16 protein-coding genes and 1 pseudogene are annotated in these 19,994 nt (G+C 69.1%); 11 read left to right on the top strand and 6 right to left on the bottom strand.

Going from position 1 to position 19,994, the window contains the following annotated elements:
• Positions 1–331 precede the first annotated feature (331 nt).
• Positions 332–814: a hypothetical protein gene (locus tag D7X99_RS37985; protein ID WP_121782021.1), complete on the top strand. Its 483-nt coding sequence runs from the start codon at positions 332–334 to the stop codon at positions 812–814.
• Here D7X99_RS37985 and D7X99_RS37980 read toward each other — a convergent pair.
• Positions 771–1,958: a cyclic nucleotide-binding domain-containing protein gene (locus D7X99_RS37980; protein WP_121782020.1), complete on the bottom strand. Its 1,188-nt coding sequence runs from the start codon at positions 1,956–1,958 to the stop codon at positions 771–773. The genes D7X99_RS37985 and D7X99_RS37980 overlap by 44 nt on opposite strands.
• A gap of 144 nt (positions 1,959–2,102) precedes the next feature.
• Here D7X99_RS37980 and D7X99_RS37975 point away from each other — a divergent pair, with 144 nt between their 5' ends.
• The 4 genes from D7X99_RS37975 (at position 2,103) to D7X99_RS37960 (ending at position 6,923) form a co-directional block, all read left to right on the top strand.
• The gene (locus tag D7X99_RS37975) at positions 2,103–3,089 is read left to right on the top strand and encodes a Rieske 2Fe-2S domain-containing protein (protein WP_121782019.1); all 987 of its coding nucleotides are present in this window, start codon (positions 2,103–2,105) and stop codon (positions 3,087–3,089) included.
• Positions 3,076–3,987, top strand: a complete 912-nt coding sequence (locus D7X99_RS37970) for a fatty acid desaturase (RefSeq protein WP_121782018.1) — start codon at positions 3,076–3,078, stop codon at positions 3,985–3,987. The genes D7X99_RS37975 and D7X99_RS37970 overlap by 14 nt, the downstream gene beginning before the upstream one ends.
• Before the next feature lie 83 nt (positions 3,988–4,070).
• On the top strand, positions 4,071–5,510 hold the full coding sequence (locus tag D7X99_RS37965; RefSeq protein WP_233614027.1) for a phosphatase PAP2 family protein: 1,440 nt from the start codon (positions 4,071–4,073) through the stop codon (positions 5,508–5,510).
• Positions 5,511–5,612: 102 nt separating this feature from the next.
• A complete protein-coding gene (locus D7X99_RS37960; RefSeq protein WP_121782016.1) occupies positions 5,613–6,923 on the top strand; it encodes a DUF418 domain-containing protein in 1,311 nt (436 codons plus the stop codon).
• On the opposite strand, the gene D7X99_RS37955 is transcribed toward D7X99_RS37960, so the two are convergent.
• Positions 6,886–7,512 carry an SgcJ/EcaC family oxidoreductase gene (locus D7X99_RS37955; RefSeq protein ID WP_121782015.1) on the bottom strand — a complete coding sequence of 209 codons (627 nt, stop codon included), beginning with the start codon at positions 7,510–7,512 and terminating at the stop codon, positions 6,886–6,888. The genes D7X99_RS37960 and D7X99_RS37955 overlap by 38 nt on opposite strands.
• A 472-nt stretch (positions 7,513–7,984) precedes the next feature.
• Between D7X99_RS37955 and D7X99_RS37950 the strand changes: the two are divergent.
• Together D7X99_RS37950 and D7X99_RS37945 are read left to right on the top strand one after the other, a co-directional pair.
• Positions 7,985–8,734: pseudogene (locus D7X99_RS37950) on the top strand (FadR/GntR family transcriptional regulator); the annotation flags it as partial.
• A gap of 327 nt (positions 8,735–9,061) precedes the next feature.
• The gene (locus D7X99_RS37945; protein ID WP_121782013.1) at positions 9,062–10,330 is read left to right on the top strand and encodes a type I restriction enzyme HsdR N-terminal domain-containing protein; all 1,269 of its coding nucleotides are present in this window, start codon (positions 9,062–9,064) and stop codon (positions 10,328–10,330) included.
• A gap of 13 nt (positions 10,331–10,343) precedes the next feature.
• Here the strand turns inward: D7X99_RS37945 and D7X99_RS37940 are convergent, their stop codons facing one another.
• Together D7X99_RS37940 and coaA are read right to left on the bottom strand one after the other, a co-directional pair.
• Positions 10,344–11,336, bottom strand: a complete 993-nt coding sequence (locus D7X99_RS37940) for a cysteine synthase A (RefSeq protein WP_121782012.1) — start codon at positions 11,334–11,336, stop codon at positions 10,344–10,346.
• 16 nt (positions 11,337–11,352) lie between these two features.
• On the bottom strand, positions 11,353–12,306 hold the full coding sequence (gene coaA, locus D7X99_RS37935) for a type I pantothenate kinase (RefSeq protein ID WP_120580466.1): 954 nt from the start codon (positions 12,304–12,306) through the stop codon (positions 11,353–11,355).
• A gap of 179 nt (positions 12,307–12,485) precedes the next feature.
• Between coaA and D7X99_RS37930 the strand changes: the two genes are divergently transcribed.
• The 3 genes from D7X99_RS37930 (at position 12,486) to D7X99_RS37920 (ending at position 16,418) form a co-directional block, all read left to right on the top strand.
• The gene (locus D7X99_RS37930) at positions 12,486–13,787 is read left to right on the top strand and encodes an OprO/OprP family phosphate-selective porin (RefSeq protein WP_121782011.1); all 1,302 of its coding nucleotides are present in this window, start codon (positions 12,486–12,488) and stop codon (positions 13,785–13,787) included.
• A 165-nt stretch (positions 13,788–13,952) separates the two neighbouring features.
• Complete coding sequence (locus D7X99_RS37925) at positions 13,953–14,960, top strand: hypothetical protein (RefSeq protein ID WP_121782010.1); 1,008 nt, start codon at positions 13,953–13,955, stop codon at positions 14,958–14,960.
• A gap of 264 nt (positions 14,961–15,224) precedes the next feature.
• Positions 15,225–16,418 (top strand): hypothetical protein, encoded by a 1,194-nt coding sequence (locus D7X99_RS37920; protein ID WP_121782009.1) that lies wholly within the window; start codon positions 15,225–15,227, stop codon positions 16,416–16,418.
• 3 nt (positions 16,419–16,421) lie between these two features.
• Here the strand turns inward: D7X99_RS37920 and D7X99_RS37915 are convergent, their stop codons facing one another.
• Together D7X99_RS37915 and D7X99_RS37910 are read right to left on the bottom strand one after the other, a co-directional pair.
• On the bottom strand, positions 16,422–17,720 hold the full coding sequence (locus D7X99_RS37915) for an ATP-binding protein (RefSeq protein ID WP_121782008.1): 1,299 nt from the start codon (positions 17,718–17,720) through the stop codon (positions 16,422–16,424).
• 33 nt (positions 17,721–17,753) lie between these two features.
• Complete coding sequence (locus D7X99_RS37910) at positions 17,754–18,449, bottom strand: glutamine amidotransferase (protein WP_120580891.1); 696 nt, start codon at positions 18,447–18,449, stop codon at positions 17,754–17,756.
• 238 nt (positions 18,450–18,687) lie between these two features.
• Here D7X99_RS37910 and D7X99_RS37905 point away from each other — a divergent pair, with 238 nt between their 5' ends.
• Positions 18,688–19,773, top strand: coding sequence for a M35 family metallo-endopeptidase (locus D7X99_RS37905; protein WP_121782007.1), 1,086 nt, complete (start codon positions 18,688–18,690; stop codon positions 19,771–19,773).
• Positions 19,774–19,994: the final 221 nt, after the last annotated feature.

The following is a 19,994-nucleotide window of genomic DNA, read 5'->3' as shown; positions in this document are numbered from 1 at the left end:
CGTCCACGAGGCCCACCCGGCGAAGGCCGCCCACCCCCAGGAGCGGCAGCGCGGCGACAGGCGTGGCCACCCACGCCAACCACGTGCGCCAGTTCGCGCGAGCGTGTTGCCTCAGTGCGTCGATTGAAGCCATCGGGGCATCCTTCCGGACAGGGGGGTTGTCCAGGAGGATGGGGATGGACTGGGGTCCGGTGAAAGGCCCCCTCGTCGCGCTCGCCTGCTTCCTCACGGGCGGGGCTGGAGTGCTCGCATGACGCCCTCACGCATCCTGCGCTTTCCCTCCGACCGCTCCGTGGGCTGACTCCGGACCCGAGGGCCCCAGTGGCCCGACATGCCGCACGGAATCCTGCTCGGAGACGTGAGGGGCGACATCTCCGTGCCGGACGATTGCGCGCCCAGACTCCTGGTGGAGTCCAATGCGGCGCGCGACCTCTCCTTCCTGTCACGGCTCCAACCCGGCGACCTGGACGCGCTGGAGCTCACTCAGACGCAGGTGACGGATGAGCAACTCCGCCACGTCCCCCACCTGAGCGGCCTGCGGAGGCTGAGCCTCTCCGACACGGACGTGACGGACCGGGCGCTCATGCACCTGCGTCCGTTGGTCTCTCTCCAGTGGCTCGCGCTGTGGTGGTGCCGCGGCATCACCGACGCGGCCGTGACCGGCCTCCTGTCCCTGCGAGGCCTGGAGTTCCTCTCGCTGGGACGCACTGGAATCACCGACGCCGGAGTCCTCCAGCTCGCGGCGCTTCCCGCGCTGCGCACGGCAAAGTTCAGCCGCTCAGCGCCCGCACGCGCGCCGCGAGGTTCTGAGTGAAGAGCCGGTAGATGTGCAGCGAGGCCGCGTCGTGCGTGGCCAGGAAGTGCTGGAAGCTCTCGCGGGTGATGCGCAGCGCGCGCACGGCCGTCTTCGCGCGCACGTTCGCGGACACGGGGCCGTCCTGCACAAGCGAAATCTCCCCCAGGAACGAGCCCGGCCCCAACGTGTTGAGGTGCCGCGCGTTGGCCTCATTGCCGGAGTAGACGTCCACGGTGCCATCCAGCAGCACGAGCAGCCCCGTGCCGGGAGTGCCCTTCTCCAGCAGCACCGTGCCCGGCGTGGCCGTCACGGGTCGCGCCAGGCGGTACAGGTCCTTCATGTCCTCCAGCGGCAGCTCGCCGAAGATGGGGATGGCCTTGAGGAAGCGGTAGCCGCTGGCCTCCGGCACGGTCGCGCCCGCGGCCAGCCGCGCGAGGAGCGCCTCCGCCTCCACGTCCAGGCCCATGCGCCGCAGGAGCCGCGCCTTCTCCGTCACCAGCACGGGATCCGCGCGCAGGAGCTCGGAGCTGCTCAGCGCGTCCGCCAGCACCGCGAGCGCGCGGTGCGTGAAGCCGCCGGCATCCAGCACCTTGCACGTGCGCAGCACGGCTTCGACGTAGCGAGGATCTTCCGCGAGCACGCCGCCCAGGGCCTCGGCCTCCGCGTGGGCCTGCCCCAGTTCCTGGTAGAGGTCCGCGGCCTCGAAAGCGCGGCCCAGGCGGACCAGGCAGTGCGCCATGGACTCGCGGGCGCCCAGGCCCCGGTAGACCTCCAGCGCGCGCTCCAGCGCCCCGCCCCGCTCGAAGGCCGCCGCGGCGCGCTCCACCTCGCCCGCGCGCAGGTATGCCTCCGCGGCCGCCACGTGCTGACCGCCCTGCGCGTACAGGTCCGCCACGGACACGTCGTCGCCGCTGCCGTCCAGGAGCCGCGCCGCGCCCGTGAAGTCCCGCGCCCGGCGCAGCACGTCCACCAGCCAGTGGCGCTCCTTCACCGACCCCTGCGCGGCCTCCTTGCGGAGGCGCTCGCGCTGCGCCGCGCCCAGCTCCTCGTAGAGCTGTGCCGCGCGTTCCGGTTCGCCTTGCGCCGCCAGGGACTGCACCACCTGGAGCGTGCTGCCCCGCAACGAACCGCCCCGACTGCTGCCCGCAGTATCGCCTGCCATGTCACACGTCCCTTCCCAGGCCCGCACCGTTGGGGCGGCGCGCCCGGTTCCGCCAGCGCCTGACAAACCAGGAACCCGGGCGTAAAGCCAGTCTCGACCGGCCCCCCGTGGCCCTGGAGACACCGGGTCCGGTAGGGTCCTGTCATGGTTGTTCCCGTCCTGGCCGGGGTGGCTCCGGAGCGTCTCCCCGGGCCCTCACGCCCGCGCTCCTGGTACCTGGTGGCTCCGTCCGCGGCCCTGCGGCCCGGCCACGCGATGGGCGTTCAGGTGGGTGGCCAGGAGGTGGTGGTGTTCCGGAGCCAGCAGGGCCGGGTCCACGCCCTGTCCGCGCACTGTCCCCACCTGGGGGCGCACCTGAAGCACGGCACCGTCCAGGGCGAGCTGCTGCGCTGCCCGCTGCATCATTGGAGCTTCGACGGATTGGGCCACTGCCGGGCCGTGCCCGGCCGGAGCGACGTGTCCGCCCTACCGGGGCCTCGGGCATGGCCGGTGGAGGAGCGCTTCGGCGGGGTGCTCGTGTTCAACGGCCCGGAGGCGCTGTTTCCCCCACCCGACCTGGGAGGTGGGGCGCACGTCTGGAACGTAGGACCTCCGGTGACGGTGGGCTGTCCGTGGCTGCCGCTCGCGGCGAACTCATTCGACCTGGACCACCTGCGCACGGTGCACCACCGGGAGCTGTGGGACGCGCCGACCTGGGAGACGCCGGACCGGTACACCCTGCGGCTGCGCTACACGTCGCGCGTCATCGGCACGGGCGCGAGTGACCGGCTGATGAAGGCGCTGTCGGGCAACCGCATCCGGGTGGAGCTCACGCTGCACGGCGGGACGTTGATCTCCGTGAAGAGCGACCTGGGCAGGGCGCGGGGGCTGCTGCTCGCGAGCCTGACGCCGGTAGCGGAGGGGACGTCGGTGCGGCTCGCCGTCGCGGCGAGTCGGGGGCGGATTCCGGGTGCGTTGGCGATGGTGCTCGGGGTGTCGCGCTGGCTCTACACGTCGTTCTTGCGGCGCGATTTGTCCGTGTTGGACGGCATGCGCTTCAACGTCACGACGGCGACGGCGGACCCGGTGATGCGCCAGCTGCTCGACTTCGCCGTAGGTCTGCCCGAGGACGGGGACGATGCGCGCCGATGACGCTCCGCCGATCCCCGCCGCGCTCAATGCGGTGCTGCTCGTCGCGGCGATGGGCGCGGGGGCGCTGTGCCTGTGGACGGCGTCGCACGCGGAGGCCCTCTGGGTGCGGCTGGTGGCGGCCGGGCTGTTCTCCTACGTGAACAACACGGTGTTCTCGCTGTTGCATGAAGCGACGCACGGGGTGCTGCATCCCTCGATGCGGATCAACGCCATGCTGGGCCGGCTGGCGGCGACGTTCTTCCCCACGTCGTTCACGCTGCAGCGCGCGTTCCACCTCACGCATCACCGGTACAACCGCTCGGCGCGCGAGCAGTTCGACTACCTGCACCCGGGCGACCACCGCTTCCTCAAGTATGCGCAGTGGTACGTCATCCTGACCGGCTTCTACTGGCTGTTCGTACCGCTGGGAGCGCTGGTGTTCGCGCTCGCGCCGAGCCTGCTGCAAAGGCTGCGAGGGCCGGGAACGCGCTACGGGGAACAGACGGGCGCGGACGCGTACCTGGGGCGGCTGGAGGATGCACCGGGGACAGCCATCCGAGCGGAGGTGTTGGGGATGGTGGCCGTCCAGGCAGGGCTGGCGTACGCGCTGGACCTGACGCTCGTGGGGTGGGCCCTTTGCTACGCGGCGTTCGCGGTGAACTGGAGCTCGCTCCAGTACGCGGACCACGCGTGGTCGCCGCTGGACGTGCGCGAGGGCGCATGGGACCTGAAGGTCGCGGCGCCGGTGCGCTGGGTGTTCCTCAACTACCACTACCACCGGGCGCACCACCGGCACCCGCAGGTGCCCTGGCTCTACCTGGGCCGCTACGTGGACGAGAGCGTGCCCCGGCCGTCCTTCCTGGGCATCTGGCTGTCCATGTGGCGCGGGCCCCGGCCGTTCCCGGAGCAGCCGAAATGAGCGCGTCCACTGAGAAGGAAGCGCACACGGAGGGTCCACTCTTAGGCTGGCCAGCGAGGGAGGAACTGAAGCGAACAGGCGCGATGACGTGCGGCTTCGCGCTGTTCTTCCTCGCGGTGTACGGCGGCGCGAGCTGGGTGACAGGCTTCTATTCTGGCGGCCTGCGCGTGGACCTGCCCTTCGAGCAGCACATCCCGTTCATGCCTGGCTGGGCCGCTGTCTACGTCAGCATGGACATGCTGTTGCTCCTGTCCCTGTTCATCTTCCGGACGTGGCGACAGATGCTCCCCTTCGCACTGGCGTTGTGCGCGGAGACGGTGCTGGGAGCACTCTGCTTCCTCGTCCTACCGGTGGAGGTCGCGTGGCCGCCGCGTGCCGTCACCGGAGTCTGGGCATCCATCTTCCAGGCCGCGGACACGATGAACCTGGAGCGAAACTACCTGCCGTCGCTCCACGTCGCCTTCGCCTGCACGGCGGCCCTGGCCTACCGCGAGCGCTCAGGGCCGGTGGCGAGCACCGCATTCACGCTGTGGGCCCTGGCAATCGCGGCGTCCACGCTGCTCATCCACGAGCACCATCTGGTGGACGTGGTCGCGGGAGCATTGCTCGCCTGGGGCGCGTGGCGTGTCGTGGCGTCCCGGGTCCGGAAGGAAGCATTCCTCGAAGCGGTGCGGGTGGAAGCCCTCTGCGCGAGGGAGATGTACCGCTTCGCGCGCAGGCATCCGCGTTACGGGCTCATCGCGCTCGCGCTGTATCAGCAGTCGCTGGGACGCTGGCGCAAGGCGCGAAGAGCACGGGTGGGGTTCTGCTTCCTCCAACTGGTGGATGACGTGCTGGATGGAGACCGCCCCGTCGGAGGCGAACCACTGGACGCCATCGACGCACTCCTGCGCACGCTGGAGACCGGAGCGCCGGGCCCCGCCACGGAGTTCCACGACACCGCGGTGTCACTGGGCCGGGTACTGCTCACGGAGCTGACAGGCCCGGCGGCCCGCGAGCAGGTGCTTGAACTGGTCCGCACCATGCGCCGGGACCGGGTGCGGGTGCGCGATGGGCAATGGTGGGACGCGGCAACGCTCCGGACGCAACTCGGAAATACCTTCCGGCTGTCCGTGAGCCTGATGCTGCACGTCGCGGACGCGCAGGTGCGAGCAGATGACGCCCCTTCCCTGCTCGCGGCGTTGGGATGGTGCTCGGTGATGCGCGACCTGAGAGAGGACCTGGTTCAGGGACTCTTCAACGTGCCCGCGGACGTCGCCGCCGAGGTGCGCGCCCAGGGACAGGATCCCCAGGACTTCGAATCGCTGCTCAGGGCGGAAGCCGGACGGGCCTGGGTGCGCGATGAGTACCAGCGAGCCCGCGCGCTGCTGGACCGCTCCGCGAAGGAACTGGCCCATCTGGAAGGCAGGCAAGGCGTCGCACTGCTGCGCCTCTTCCACAGGTCGGTGGAAGGCTTCTGGGTGCGGAAGCTGCCGCGTCGCATGCCCTTCCTGCGCGAGGCGCCGGTGCTCGAAATCTCCTGAGTCCTTCACGCGCGGTCGGCCTCCATCCGCGTGGAGTGAGGCCACTGAGCACGACGCGGTGCATGCGTTGACGCGAAGCAGGCGGAGGCATCTGCTGGACGCATGTCCGACTCCGCCCCTTCCGTTTCCAGCGCCCGTCCGGTGGATGCCTCCGAGCGGCTGCCGCTCCTGGACGTGCTGCGCGGCTTCGCGTTGTGGGGCGTCTTCGTGTCGAACAGCTTCGCCTGGTTCAGCGGCCGGGTCCTGATGCCGCGAGAGCAGGCCCAATCACTGGCGGCACCGCCCTTCGAGGCGGCTGTCACGGCGCTCTACCACTTCTTCGTGAACCAGAAGTTCGTCACGCTGTTCGCCTTCCTCTTCGGGCTCGGGTTCTCCATCCAGCTGACACGGGCCGAGTCACGCGGAGCCTCCGTCGTCCCGGTGTATTCACGGCGCCTGCTGGTGCTGCTGGGCATCGGGGTGGTGCATCTCACGGCGCTCTGGGCGGGAGACGTGCTCTCCACCTACGCCCTGCTGGGCTTCGCGTTGCTCCTCTTCCGGAACCGTTCGGACCGGACGCTGCTGGTGTGGGTGGGCCTGTCGGTGGTGGTGGTGCCGTTGCTGGTACCAGCGCTCCTGCACTTCGGTCCCATCCTGCTGCACGGAGCACAGGCGGCGGCCGACGCCGCGAAGGTCACGGAAGCCATGGAGGCCCAGACACGGGAGCAGCTGCTGCTGGGACTCAAGAGCGACTCGCTCTGGACGACGCAGGCCGCGAACGCGCACTTCCTCCAGTACATGCTGCCCACGCTGAAGCGGCTGCTGTGGATGATCTTCATCCTGGGCCGGTTCCTGCTGGGGCTGCTCGCGGGCCGGCACCTGTTGCTCCAGGACATGGAGCGCCACCGCGCCTGGCACCGGAAGCTTCTGGGCTGGGGGCTGGTGTTGGGCGTGCTGGGAAATGGCGCGGGCGTGGTGGTCCAGCACCTGCGGCTCGCGGGGTTGTTGGACCCGTCGAAAGCCCACTGGATGTTCACCCTGTCCGCGATCCAGGAGATGGGCTACCTGGGCCTCGCGGCGGCCTACGTGGCCGCCTTCGCCCTGCTCTTCCAAACGGAGCGTTGGCGCAGGTGGCTGGGCATCCTGGCGCCGGTGGGACGCATGGCGCTCACCCACTACCTGATGCAGACGGTGGTGAGCCTCTGGCTCTATGACGGCTGGGGGTTGGGGCTCATCGGAAAGCTGCCGCCCTCACATTGCGTGGCACTGACCCTGCTGGTGTTCGCGCTCCAGATTCCACTCAGCCACGCCTGGTTGTCGCGCTTCCGCTTCGGTCCGGCCGAGTGGCTGTGGCGCTCGCTCACCTACGGCCAGCGCCAGCCCATGCGGCTCGCGCTCAAGCCTTCGCCGGCCGGCGTCCCCGGCGTCCGATGAAGAAACCCGCGCCGAGCGCGGCGACCGCGACCAGAGCGCCGAAGCCCATGGCGGCGTTCTTCACCTTGGTGAGCAGGGGGTTGTCGAACACGTTGGTGGAGTAGTGGAACGCGGCGATGAGCCACTGGTCGCCCTCCTTCACCAGGGTGCAGGTCCACCGTCCATTGACGACGAGGTCCGTGCCGTCGTTCAGGATGTAGTGGTCCAGCGAAGAGCCGTACGCGACGCCCGAGTTGCCATAAAGGCGAGTGAGCGCATCCACGTCGAACTTCGCGGTGACCTTTTTCACGACGCTGTTCGGGCCGCCCAGCATCTCCGCGTAGTAAGCGCGGATGGCGTCCTTCCCCACGCGAACATCATTGTTCATGGTGGAGAACACGACGTCCGGGTGCAGGTGCGACAGCAACCGGTCCAGGTCCTGCTTGTTGAGCGCATCCTCCATGTCCTGCTTGATGCCGCGCAGTGCCTGATGCGTCGCTTCATCGCCAGAAGCCGCCGCCGCCGGAGCCACGGCATCCTGAGCCCCCGATACGACGGGGACCGCGACGAACAGCAACGCCAGGAGACCTACGAGCCGGGTGCGCACCATCGAAGCTCCATGAAGGAAGAGGACGCGCGCATCCTAAGCAGGTCGCCAGAGGTTCGTTAACAAACCCGTCGATTCAATGGTCCCCGTGATGACGCATGCCTCACGAAGCGCGGCGGTGGGCCGCGACGGCGTGCATGCGCGGAAGCCAGGATGGGGCCACGGAGGGAGGCCCCCACCCGGGGCCGGTTGCCTCAAGACCTGTCCGACTGTCGGACACTCCTCCGCCGCATGGGCCCCAGACCGCACCAGGCCAGAAGGCGAACGAAGTCGTGCGCGCGCAGTCGCCAATGTGGACCACCGACAGAGGTGCCCGCCCGGGCCCGGTTGCCTGAAAACCTGTCCGACAGTCGGACAGGTTTTCAGCCCATGCGGCCCGGGGGCGCGCTCGCCCGGCAAGCGACGCGGAGGGTGGGCCCGCACGTCCATGTCAGACCCCTGTGGTTGGATGGCGATGCTGAGACGAGGAAGGGGAATGGGGATGGAACGGCGAGGACTCGTGGCCTACGTGGAGGCGCAAATCGAGCGCGATATCGCGCTGGGGCGGCTTCACCCGAGCGGGCAATTCGGCTCCGAGGCGAAGCTGGCGCGCCGCTATGAGGTGTGTCGGGGCACCATCCGCGAGGCGCTGCGGCGGCTGGCGGCGAGAGGCCTGGTGGTGCAGCGCCCCGGACGCAAGACGCGCGCGGTGCCGCTGGATGAGTCGCTGACGCTGGAGAACCTGGGGTTGGCGCTGCATGACGCAAGCAACCCGGATGCCCGGTGGCTGCTGGAGGGTTACTTCAGCCTCAAGCGGCAGGTGCTGGTGGAGCTTCTGGCCGACTGCTGCGCGAGGGCCTCGGACCTCGACCTGGACCGGCTGGGGAGCACGTGCTACCGGCTCCAGGACGCGGCGCGCTGGGAGTCGGGGGAAACCTGTGCGCACGCGGAATTCGAATTGCTTCGGCATGCGGCGCGGGTGGCGGCGCGTCCCGGGCACGTGCTCCTCGTGCAGTCCCTGCAGCGGGCATTCCTGGGAGGAGCCGCCCAACTGCTGCCGCTCATGGGCGGAAAGGCGCTGCGCGACTGGGCCATCCGCGTGAGGGAAATCCTGCACGAGCGCGACGTGCAGGCACTTCAGCACGAGCTGCCAGCACTGCTGAAGGCGCGCGATGAGCGCGTGCTGAACGCCTTCGCTCCTGCGCCCCAGGAACCTGCGTCCCCCGAGGCCCCATGCGCTCAGGAGGACCTGCTCAGCACCCCTCCGTCAGCGACCAGCCCGGACGATGCATCGGAGACACACCCCAGCATCGAGGAAGGTGCCGTCGATCGCCTTCCTCCAGCCGCCGCACAGGACGAGACACAGGAGGCCCAGCTCTGCGGCGAGGAACAGCTCCGCGTGGAGAGGGGTTCGCCGGAAGGACGTGACGAGCGTCCTCCAATCCCTCCTTTGCCCCCGGATAACCCATAAGAGGTATGGCCAAGCGGGATCCAACCGATTGTAGTTCTGGACGTCGCCAGTCTGTTCTCACTGCTGGCACGACCTGGGCTCGACGGGTTGCAGGGGGATACCGTGGACGCGAATCAATTGCTGGAGCTGGTCAAGCGCTATCAGGACTCCAAGTCCTTCATCTCCAACGAAGAGACCGCCAAGCTGGCGCTGGTGGTCCCCTTCATCCGGCTGCTTGGGTATGACCCCGGCTTTCCTCGGGAGGTTCGCCTCGAATACGCGGCGGACTTCGTCCAGGGCGACGGCAAGAAGCTGCCGGACCGCATGGACTTCGCCATCTTCGACCAGACGGGACAGAAGCCCCTCATCGTCATTGAAACCAAGCCCCTGGGGACGGACCTCAAGTCGCGCGCCCAGCAACTGGCCCGCTACCTCTCCCAGCTCCCGGAGCTCCACTTCGGCATCATCACGGATGGCTGCCACTACCTGTTCTTCGGAGACCTGGAGAACCCCAACGTCATGGACCCGGAGCCCTTCTTCACGTTCTCCCTGGAGGACACGAAGTCGGACTGGGCCAAGGTCGCGAAGTTCCTGTCCAAGTTCAGCCGCGAAGCCTTCAACGCCACGACGCTCATCACCGATGCGGAGAACAGCCGCTACCGCCAGGGGATGATCGACAAGCTGTCCGCCGCCCTCAAATCACCCGGCGAACACGAGGGATTCCTCAAGTGGCTCACCGAGGACATCTACAAGGGGAAGCGGACGACCGCCGTGATGGAACGCCTCGCGGAGGTCGCGAAGGAGGCCATCGAGCCCACCCTCCTCCGCGTCATGGGCGACGACTTCCTCGACAAACTCAAGGAGCGCATCCAGCGCTTGAACGAAGGCACCGAGGCACCCGCCGCCAAGGACGGGCCCAACGTGGTGAAGGCGGACAGCTCGAAGCCTTTTGAGACGGAACCCCGGGCCTCGGGTGACGACAAGACACGCGCCGCCGTGGAGACCACCGAGGAGGAACTGGCCTTCTTCGGCGTCGTCCGGGACATCTGCACCAAGAACGGCCACGCGTCGGAGGACGTCCTCTACCGGGACACCTCGAACTATTTCAACGTGTCCTTCAAGAAGCCCACGAAGTGGTTCGTGCGGTTCTTCGGCAATGGCAAACGCAAGTGCATCGCCACCTGGGTCCCCGTCGAGGAGGCGAAAGCGCTCGCCGCGGGGTTCGAGGTCGAAGCGTCCCCCGCGGCGTTCGGTATCAGCCGGGTCTACATCCAGACGATTCCTGAGGTGTGGGCGCTCAAGGCCCTGGTCGCCCGGAGCCTGGAACTGTCCCTCACCGTCAAGGAGGAGGCGCCCGCGGAGCCCACACTCAAGGTGGTCGCCAGCCAGTAGCAGCCCCGCTGATTCACACCGCCGGCAGCGGCTTCACCGTGAGCGCCTTCGACGCGAGGAACTCCGGGTTGAACACCTTGGAGGCGTAGCGGCTGCCGTGGTCGCACAGGAACGTGACGATGCGCAGGCCCTGTCCCTGGTGCTTGCGCGCCACCTCCCACGCCGCCCGCACGTTCAGGGCCGCGGAGGTGCCCACCACCAACGCGTCCTCGCGCGCCAGGTGGTAGAGCATCTCCAGCATGTCCTGGTCCTCCAGGCGCATCGCTTCGTCCACGCGCGCCTGCCGGAAGTTCTCCGTCAGCCGCATGATGCCAATGCCCTCCGTGATGGAGCTCCCCGCCGTCTCCATCTTCCCCGTGCGCACCTGGCAGTAGAGCCCCGACCCCGGCGGATCCACCAACACCACTCGCAAGGCCGGGTTCTTCTCCTTCAGGTAGCGGCTCGTACCGGACAGCGTGCCGCCACTGCCCACGGACGCCACCAGCACGTCCACCTTGCCTTCCGCCTGCTCCCAGATCTCCGGCCCAGTCGTCTCGTAGTGGAAGTCGCCGTTCGCCGTGTTCTCGAACTGGTTCATCCACGCCCAGCCGTTCGCTTCCGCCAGCGCCCGCGCCTGGTGGAAGAAATGCAAGGGATTGGAGAACGGCACCGCCGGCACCCGCCGCACCTCCACGCCCATCGCCTCCAGGTACTCGTATTTCTCGCGCGCCTGGTTGTCCGGCATCGTCACCACCACGCGGTAGCCGCGCTCGCGCCCCAGCAGTCCCAGGCCAATGCCTGTGTTGCCCGCGGTGCCTTCGACAATCGTGCCGCCGGGCTTCAGCTGCCCCGTGGCTTCCGCGCGTTGAATCATCCCCTTCGCGGCCCGGTCCTTGATGCTCCCGCCCGGGTTCATGAACTCCGCCTTGGCGACGATGTCACAGCCCGTCTGACGGCTGAGCGAGCCAATGCGCAACAGCGGCGTGTTCCCCACCGCATCCCAGAGCGAACCCATTCGTGGCGCCATGTGCGTCCTCCCCGAACTACAGCTTGCGCATCCGCACGCGGCGGACCTTGTGGTCGCTGCCCTTCACCAGGATGAGCCTCGCCCGTGAACGCGTGGGCGCGATGTTCTCCGCCAGGTTGGGCCCGTTGATCTCCGCCCACACCGACGCGGCCCTCGCAATCGCCTGGTCGCGCGTCAATTCAGAGAAGCGCCGGAAGAAGGACCTCTCGTCGCGGAACGCCGTCTCCCACAGGCGCAGGAAGCGCTCCACGTACCAGTGGCGGATGTCCGTCTCGCTCGCGTCCACGTAGATGGAGAAGTCGAAGAAGTCCGACAGGAACGTCTGCGGCAGCCGCCCGCCCTCCACCGGCCCCGTCTGCAGGACGTTGAGCCCCTCCAGGATGAGGATGTCCGGCTGCCGGATGGACTGCGCCTCCTCCGGCACGATGTCGTAGACGAGGTGCGAGTACACCGGCGCCGTCACCTCCTCGCGCCCCGCCTTCAGCTCCGCCAGGAAGCGCACCAGCGCGCGCCGGTCATAGCTCTCCGGAAAGCCCTTGCGGTTCATGACGCCCCGCTCGGCGAGCACCCGGTTCGGATAGAGGAACCCGTCCGTCGTCACCAGCGCCACGCGCGGATGGTCCGGCCAGCGCGCCAGGAGCGCCTGGAGGATGCGCGACGTCGTGCTCTTGCCCACCGCCACGCTGCCCGCGATGGCGATGATGAACGGCACCTTGCGCACCGAATAGCCCAGGAACGCCTGCTGCGCCGCCCACAGCGACTGCGCTGACGCCACCTGCAGGTGCAGCAGTCGCGACAGCGGCAGGTAGACGTCCTCCACCTCCTGGATGTCCAGCCGGTCCCCCAGGCCCCGCAGCTTCTCCACCTCCTCGGCCGTCAACGTCAGCGGCGTGGATGCCCGGAGCTCGCGCCACGCGTCGCGGTCCAGGTCGACGTACATCGATGCGGCGCGGGGCTTGGTCACGGACATGCCGCCAAGCATGAACCAAACCGCCCCGGATCCGGCAAGTGAAGGTGACAACAGGTCTTCCCGGCGATTCTTGACAGCAAGACTTTCCCGCCGCCAACGTGCCCGTCCGCATCCCGGTCGCGCCCGACGGACGAGGGGGGCACTCCGCCCTCCCGGAGCCTGTCCCCCGAGGTCCACGCGTGTCCACCTTCTGCGCCCCCGCCCTCCTCGCCGCCACGGGCCTGCTGATCTCCGCGCCCCGCGTTCACGCCCAGGCCGCCGAGCCTCCCAAGGCCGCCGAGCCTCCCAAGGCCGCCGAGCCTCCGGTCATCAACGTCTCCGAGGAAGGCTTCACGCTGTCGTCCGCGGACAAGGCCTTCGTCCTCAAGCTGCGCGGCCAGCTCCAGGGCGACGGGCGCTTCTACTTCGCGGACATCGACCGAACTGGCACCAACACGTTCCTCATGCGGCGCGTGCGTCCCATCCTGGACGGGACGCTCTTCGGCTTCATCGACTTCCGCCTCATGCCGGACTTCGGCGTCAATCAGCCGATCCTCCAGGACGCGTTCATCGACTTCCATCCGGGGGAATGGGTCCGCCTGCGCGCGGGCCGGTTCAAGACGCCGTTCGGACTGGAGCTGCTCCAGTCCGACATGGACAACCCCTTCATTGAACGCTCGCTCACGGTGGACCTGGTCCCCAACCGCGACGAGGGCCTGGAGCTGCACGGCGAGGGCGAAGGCGGCCGGTGGCAGTACTCGCTGGCGGTGGTGAATGGAGACCCCGACGGCGCCAGCACCGACACCAACCCCGACGACAGCTTCGACCTGGTCGCCCGCGTCTTCGCCCTGCCCTTCAAGGGCCGCGAGCCGTCCTTCCTCCAGGGACTGGGGCTGGGCATCGCGGTGACGCGCGGCCTCCAGTTCGGCACCGCCACCAACACCGGGCTCGCGCCGTTTCGCAGCACGGGCCAGGAGATCATCTTCAGCTACCTCAACAACTCGAACACCGGCGAGACGGTGACGGCGCATGGCCAGCACCTGCGGCTCGCGCCCCAGGGCTACTTCTACTGGGGGTCCTTCGGCTTCCTCGCGGAGTACGTGCGTTCGTCACAGGAGGTGCAAATCGCGGACGCACGCGCGCGGCTGCACCACCACGCGTGGCAGACGTCGGTGTCCTGGGTGTTTGGAGGAAAGGCGTCCTTCGAAGGCGCCCGGCCCACGACGCCCTTCGACCCGAAGACGCTCGAGGGCGGCGCGCTGGAGGTGGCGGCGCGCTACCACGCGCTGGACCTGGACGACGCCGCCTTCCCCCGCTTCGCCAACCCCGCGCAATCCGTGAGCGCGGCGAGCGGCTTCGGCGTCGCCACGACGTTCGCCTTCAACCGGCGCGTGCGCTTCGCCCTGAACTTCCACCGCACGAACTACGAGGGTGGCGCTCCGGATGGCGCCGACCGCCCTCCCGAGAACGTCCTCATGTCCCGCTTCCAGCTCACGTTCTGAAACCCCGTCCGCGAGCCGTGAAACATTTGGTGACGCCGGGTGTCATCCGGCGGCTTCGTCCTGGTGCGTCTTGAAGCGCCCACGTCAGGTGCACGACGCTCCCGCCGCCCGCCACGGGTGGCCCTTGCCCAGGGGCCGCTCCCGCGGACTCCGCCGAGAGGATGCATGCCCGCGAACGTGTTCCCGCAGCGCCCGACGCCTGTCCGCTCCCCGTCCCTGTCGAAGGCGCTCACGCGCGCCGCGCTGCTCGCCCTCCTGGGCCTGGGCGCGCCCGTGGCCGCGCAGCAGCCCCAGGCGCCCATCACGGAGGACGTGCCGCTCCCGGTGCAGCCACTCCTGCCCGACAGCCGCGTCTACTTCACCACCCTCAACGTGGTCCGCTACAACCCGCTGGGGCTCGAGTCGCAGAACCGGCTCGTCTACCAGAAGCGCCTCTCCGACAGCCCCTCCCTGCTCCTGCGCGACACGTACGCCAGCGCCGGCGCGAGCCTCCGGTTGAGCCCCGCGTTCTTCAAGCTGGGGCCCGTGGTGGAGCTGCAACCGCTGGCGATCTTCAACGTCCGCGCCGGCTACGAGTACGTCCAGTTCTTCGGCACCTTCGGCAGCGTCCAGTCCTATCCGGACTCCTTCCAGCCCTACGACGACGACCTGCGCAGCGCGACCAATGACGCCGCCTACGGCACCTCCGGGCACCACTTCTTCGTGGAGCCCATGCTCCAGGCGAAGGTGAAGTCCCTGGCGCTGCGCTCGAAGCTGGCCATCGAGTACTGGAACATGTCGCTGCACGACGGCGGGACGCGCGGCACGTTCTACGACCCGACGCTGGACACGCTGGTGCCCGGCAAGGGCTGGGTGCTCGCCAACGACACGGACGTCCTCTGGCTGGCCGGACAGTGGACGCTGGGCGCCCGGCTCTCCGCGGTGTGGCCCCGCTACGACGAAGACACCAACGCGGTGGAGCCGCTGCCCGGACGAACGCTGCCCACCAACTCGCACGTCCGCGTGGGCCCGCTCGTCGCGTATGCCTTCGACACGAAGCCGGGCGGCCTCATGAGCAAGCCCACCGTGCTGTTCATGGCCGGCTGGTACCTCAAACATGAGAACCGCATGAACGCCATGCCCTACCTGCTGGGCGGCTTCTCCTTCACCACGGAGCTGCTCTCCGGCCGCTGACCGCGCCCCTCCGCGGACTGTTCAGGCATCAAAGCCCCACTGCCCTCCAAGGCAGTGTGCCTGCCTGCAGGTCGTCCCTAACTCAAACTGTCTGTCTTTGGGGACAGCGGGGTGCACATGGGAATGACTCACAGGGTGATGGGCTGGCGGCTTCTTTGGGGCGTCGTGATCGCAGCGGCGCTTGGCGGGTGCGGGCCCTCGGAAGTCCCCGAGGCGTCCGCACGGACGCAGGAGGCGGCACACTCGAGGGAAGCCTTCGCCTGGGTGAAGCACCTGGGCTCCCCCCGGTTCGACGAGGCCCACGCGGTGGCCTTCGACCGCGACGGCAACGTCCTCGCGCTGTTCCTCTACCAGGGCAGCGTGGACCTGGGCGCGGGCCCCGTCGGCTCCGGGAACCCCGACAGCGTTGGCTTCGCGGTGGCGAAGTACACGACGGCCGGCGCGCTCCTGTGGACCCGCGCCTACGAGGGCGTGCTGCCCCCTGGCGGACAGAACTTCGTCGACGCGGTGGCGCTCACGGTGGACCGGGAGCGCAACGTCCTCGTCGCGGGGACGTCGAACGAGTCCATCAACCTGGGGGCGGGACTCCAGCCACCGGGGGCCTTCCTGCTGAAGCTGCGCAAGACGGGGCAGTTCCAGTGGGCCCGGCACTTCACGGGCAGCATCTCCCCCCGGGACCTGGTCACCGACTCGCAGGACGGCATCGCCATGACGGGCACCGCCTTCCGCACGGTGGACTTCGGCCTGGGGCCCAACTCCTCGCAGGTGACGGACGTCGAGACCGCCTTCCTCACCAAATTCAACGCCGCCGGCGCGGCGCAGTGGACCGTCCGCGAGCAGTTGAACCTGAGCGTCGGCGACAGCGTCGCGGTGGATGAGGCGGACGCCTTCTACTTCGCGGGCATCCTGTACCCCGACCCGCAGGTCTGGAAGGTGGCCCCCTCGGGCACGGTGGAGTGGACCCGGTCGCTGGTGGGCGCGTCGGGAGGAGCCGCGGGCATCGCCGTGCACGGCAACCGCGTGGTGGTGGGAGGCCAGTTCAGCAGCGACTTCACGTTCCGGGGGCAGACGATTACGCCCCCGGTCCCGGGCGGCGGCTTCCTCGTCGCGTGGACCCGGGCCGGAGAGGAGCGCTGGGCGCGCGCCTACCCGCAGGCCGTGGGCGCGGTCGCCGTGGCCGAGGACGACGCCGTGGTCGTGGGCGGCGCCTCCATCGAGCCGGACTCGCCCTCCGGCTACACGCTCTTCACCGCGAGGCTGGAGCGCATCGAGGGTCAGCAGCAGTGGCGGCACACGTACCCCTCGACCGGGCGCCCGTTCTTCACGGACGTGGCGGTGAACAAGCAGGGCGCGTTCGTGGGGATCGGCTACTTCTCCGGCACCCTCCACCTGGGAAGGAACCTGGTCTCGCGCGGCCTCACCGACGACTTCCTCTTCAAGGGGTCGACGGCGCCCTGACGGTCATCCGAAGCCCTGGGCGCGCAGCACCGCGCCCAGCGGCACGGAGCCCGCGCGGTACGCGTCGAACCACCGCGCGGCCTCCTCCGGCGTGGGCTGCGTCCACCGCCATCTCCCAGCCCCGCCCCCCACCTCGCAGCGGATCAACGACGTGCGCAGCTGCTCCGCGTGGGTGAACTCCAGATGCTCCAGCAGCAACGGGTTCTGGCTGGTGGCGAAGGTCTGCCGCGCCCCCAGGTCCCGCACGCACGCGCGAACCAGGTCCGGATGCAGGCCGTCCGCCAGCTCGTCCGCGATGACGAAGGCCTCGTGCACGTCCAGGTAGTAGAGGAAGGACAACAGCCGCTTCTGGCCATGGCCCAACTGCTCCTGCGCCACCGGAGTGCCGTCCGGCCGCACGAACGCGAAGCGGAAGCCGCTGAAGCCCAACCGTCCGCCCTGGGACAGCGGCGTCGTCTCCGTCACGTCCACGGTGAGCGTGCCTGAAGCGAACCCCGCCAGCGTCACGAAGCGCGCGAGGAAGCCCTGGGGCTGCGCATCGTGGCGGAAGAGCAGCGACGGGGGCACGGGCTCGCGCTCCACCTGGTCGCGCAGCCAGCCCGGCATCCACGTGGGCAGCGCCATGAGCCCCAGCGGAAACAACTCCTCACCGCGCTGCTCCATCGCGTAGCGGATGGCGCCGATGCGCTCGAACATGCCCAGCGCTTCGTCGAAGCGCGGCGGCGCCAGCAGGAACGTCTCCCGGAGCAGGTCCTTCAGCCGGTCCTTCACGCCGCGCTCCAGGTACTGCGCGGCCATGAAGAGCAGCGTCCACACGGACCGGTCCAACACCGACCAGTGCATGCGCTTGGAGAAGCCGGCCGCGCCCGCCACCTCGCACGCGAAGCCCGTGGCGCTGGCGCGCATGACGAGCCGCGCGTCCTCCGCCGCGTCCCACCGCACCGTCGCCACGATGGAAGGCAACAGCCCGTGCGCCAACGCCGCCGGAGGCAACGCCAATGCGGCGCCAGGGACTGCATCGGGCCCGCCTTCCCCGGCATTGGCGGGCAGCGCCGCGGGCGGCTCGTTGCGCACGGCCACGTCCACCGTCAGCGCGTCGAAGCGCAGCGCGTATTCCAGCGCGAACGGCTCCCGCAACAGTCCGGAGAAGTCCGAGCACAGCACCGCGGACACCAGCTCCAGCAGCGTCGTGCGTCCGCTGCCCGTCGCGCCCACCACCACGTTCAGGGCAGGGCCGAACGTCAGCACCGTGTCCGGCGCGAGCCCTCGGTAGTGGTGGACGTGCAGGCGGGTCAGCTTCATGGCGTCCGGCCCTCCCCTTGCCTTGGACGGCCGTCAGCGTAGGCCCTTCGCCAGCTGATGCGCGAGCCGCTGGAGCAGCTCCGTGTTCTCCGCCTCCGCCGCCTTCAACTTGGGCAGCTGCGCCTTCAGCGCCGCCACGTCCTTGCCCCGGGTGACGAGGTCCTCTTCCCCCAGCTCCAGCCAGCGCCCCAGCTCCTGCGCCGTCAGCTCCAGGTGGAACTGGAAGCCATATGACTTCCCCAGCCGGAAGGCCTGCTGCGTGTACCGGTCCGTGGACGCGAGCAGCGTAGCGCCGGGCACCGGCGTGTACGTGTCCCCGTGCCAGTGCGCCACCGCCGTGCGCGGCTTCGCGCCCGCCACCACCGGGTCCTTCAGCGCGTCCTGCGTCCAGCGCACCGGCCCCACGCCCACCTCGAAGCCATTCTTCCCCGGCGACACCGTCGCGCCCGCCGCCGCCGCCAGAAGCTGCGCACCCAGACACACGCCCACGCACGCGCGGTCATTCGCCAGCCGCTCTCCCAGCAACGCCAGCTCTTCATTCAGGAACGGATGGGCGTCCGCCTCGTACACCCCCATGGGCCCACCCATCACCACCACAAGCGGCGCGTCCACGTCCTCGCGCTTCACCGTCCGGAAGCGCCGCACCAGCGTGAAGCCCGCCGCCTCCAGCGCCGGCCCCAACAGGCCTGGCCCCTCGTGCTCCTCGTGCTCGAACACCACCGCGCGCATTTTCCGCCACCCCTTCCCTGTGTCTTTGTTGGTGCCACACGCAATGCGTGCCGCGTGAAGACTAACGCTCCGGGCCACGGTCGGCCGCGACGCGCCGTGAACCCGGATAGCCGGTAGGCATTTATTTCACAGTATTTCGTGCCATCATCTGTGGGTCCGGTTTCCCCTATAAGCATGCGGACCCGGGCATTCCCCCTTGGGCGTTTTCGTCGCGTCGTTTTCCGAAAGGAAGTTCCTCGTGAGCAAGAGCCTTCGCGGTTTCAAGTGGCTGATGGGCACGGTGGTCGGCGTTTCCCTGCTGAGCGGTTGCGGCGCTCCTCCGGCGGAGGGTGAGCCCACCCCGACCGAGGCCACGGAGCAGGCCCAGGGCGCCCTGACGGCGCAGGTGTCCGCGGGCAAGGCCTCCATGGCCGCCAGCGAGCGCGTGATGGTGGAGGTGACGCTGACCAACACCTCCTCCGCGCCGGTCAGCATCTACAAGTGGGACGCGCCGGGCGAGGGCCTCAACGAGGGCCGCCTGTCGGTGTCCCGCGACGGCCAGCCGGTGGAGTACACGGGCGCGCACTTCAAGCGCGTGCAGGGCCGCCCCGAGGACCTGGTCACCATCGCCCCCGGCCAGAGCATCTCCGGCCCGGTCGTCGTGTCGGACGCGTATGACCTGTCCGCCTCCGGCACCTACACCATCCGCTACGAGCTGGAGGCGCGCGCGGGCGTGACGGCGCTGTCCTCCAACGCGGTCAGCCTCTTCATCGAGGGCCGCCGCACCAGCCGCGATGGCACCGAGGCGATGGGCACGGTGACGGCGCAGGGCCTGACCTACTCCGGGGCGTGCACCGCCTCCGAGCAGACCACCATCACCAACGCGTACAACAGCGCGAAGACGTACTCCAACAACGCGTACACGTACCTGAGCGCCACGCCGTCCGCGACCAGCCGCTACACCACCTGGTTCGGCACGTACTCCAGCGCCAACTGGAACGTCATCAAGACGCACTTCAACAGCATCAAGAACGCGTTCGCGTCCGCCGCCGTCGTCGTGGACTGCAGCTGCAACGACAGCGGGACCTACGCGTACGTGTACCCGGCCTCGCCGTACAAGATCTACGTGTGCGGCGCCTTCTGGAGCGCCCCCAACACGGGCACGGACTCGCGCGCGGGCACGCTGGTCCACGAGATGAGCCACTTCAACGTCGTGGCCGGCACGGACGACTGGGCCTACGGCCAGACGGCCGCGAAGAACCTGGCCCGGTCCAACCCCACCAACGCGCGGGACAACGCGGACAGCCACGAATACTTCGCGGAGAACAACCCCTCGCTGCCGTAAGGTGACGCGGGACCGTTGACTCCGGGGCGCGGGCCACATGGGCTCGCGCCCCTTTTCTTTTCGCAGCACGAACACAAGGAGCGTCACGTGATGGGCCTGGGACGAAGGAACCTCGCATGGCTCGCGGTGCTGACCGCCGCCGGTGTCACCGCCTGTACCCCGAAGCCCGCGGAGGCACCCGCGCAACAGCAGGCCCCCGTCGCCGCGACGCCGCCTCCCGC

The sequence above is a fragment of the Corallococcus sp. AB032C genome (assembly GCF_003668935.1).
GTDB classification, from domain to species: Bacteria; Myxococcota; Myxococcia; order Myxococcales; family Myxococcaceae; genus Corallococcus; species Corallococcus exiguus.
This window is presented reverse-complemented; position numbering and strand designations above follow the sequence as displayed.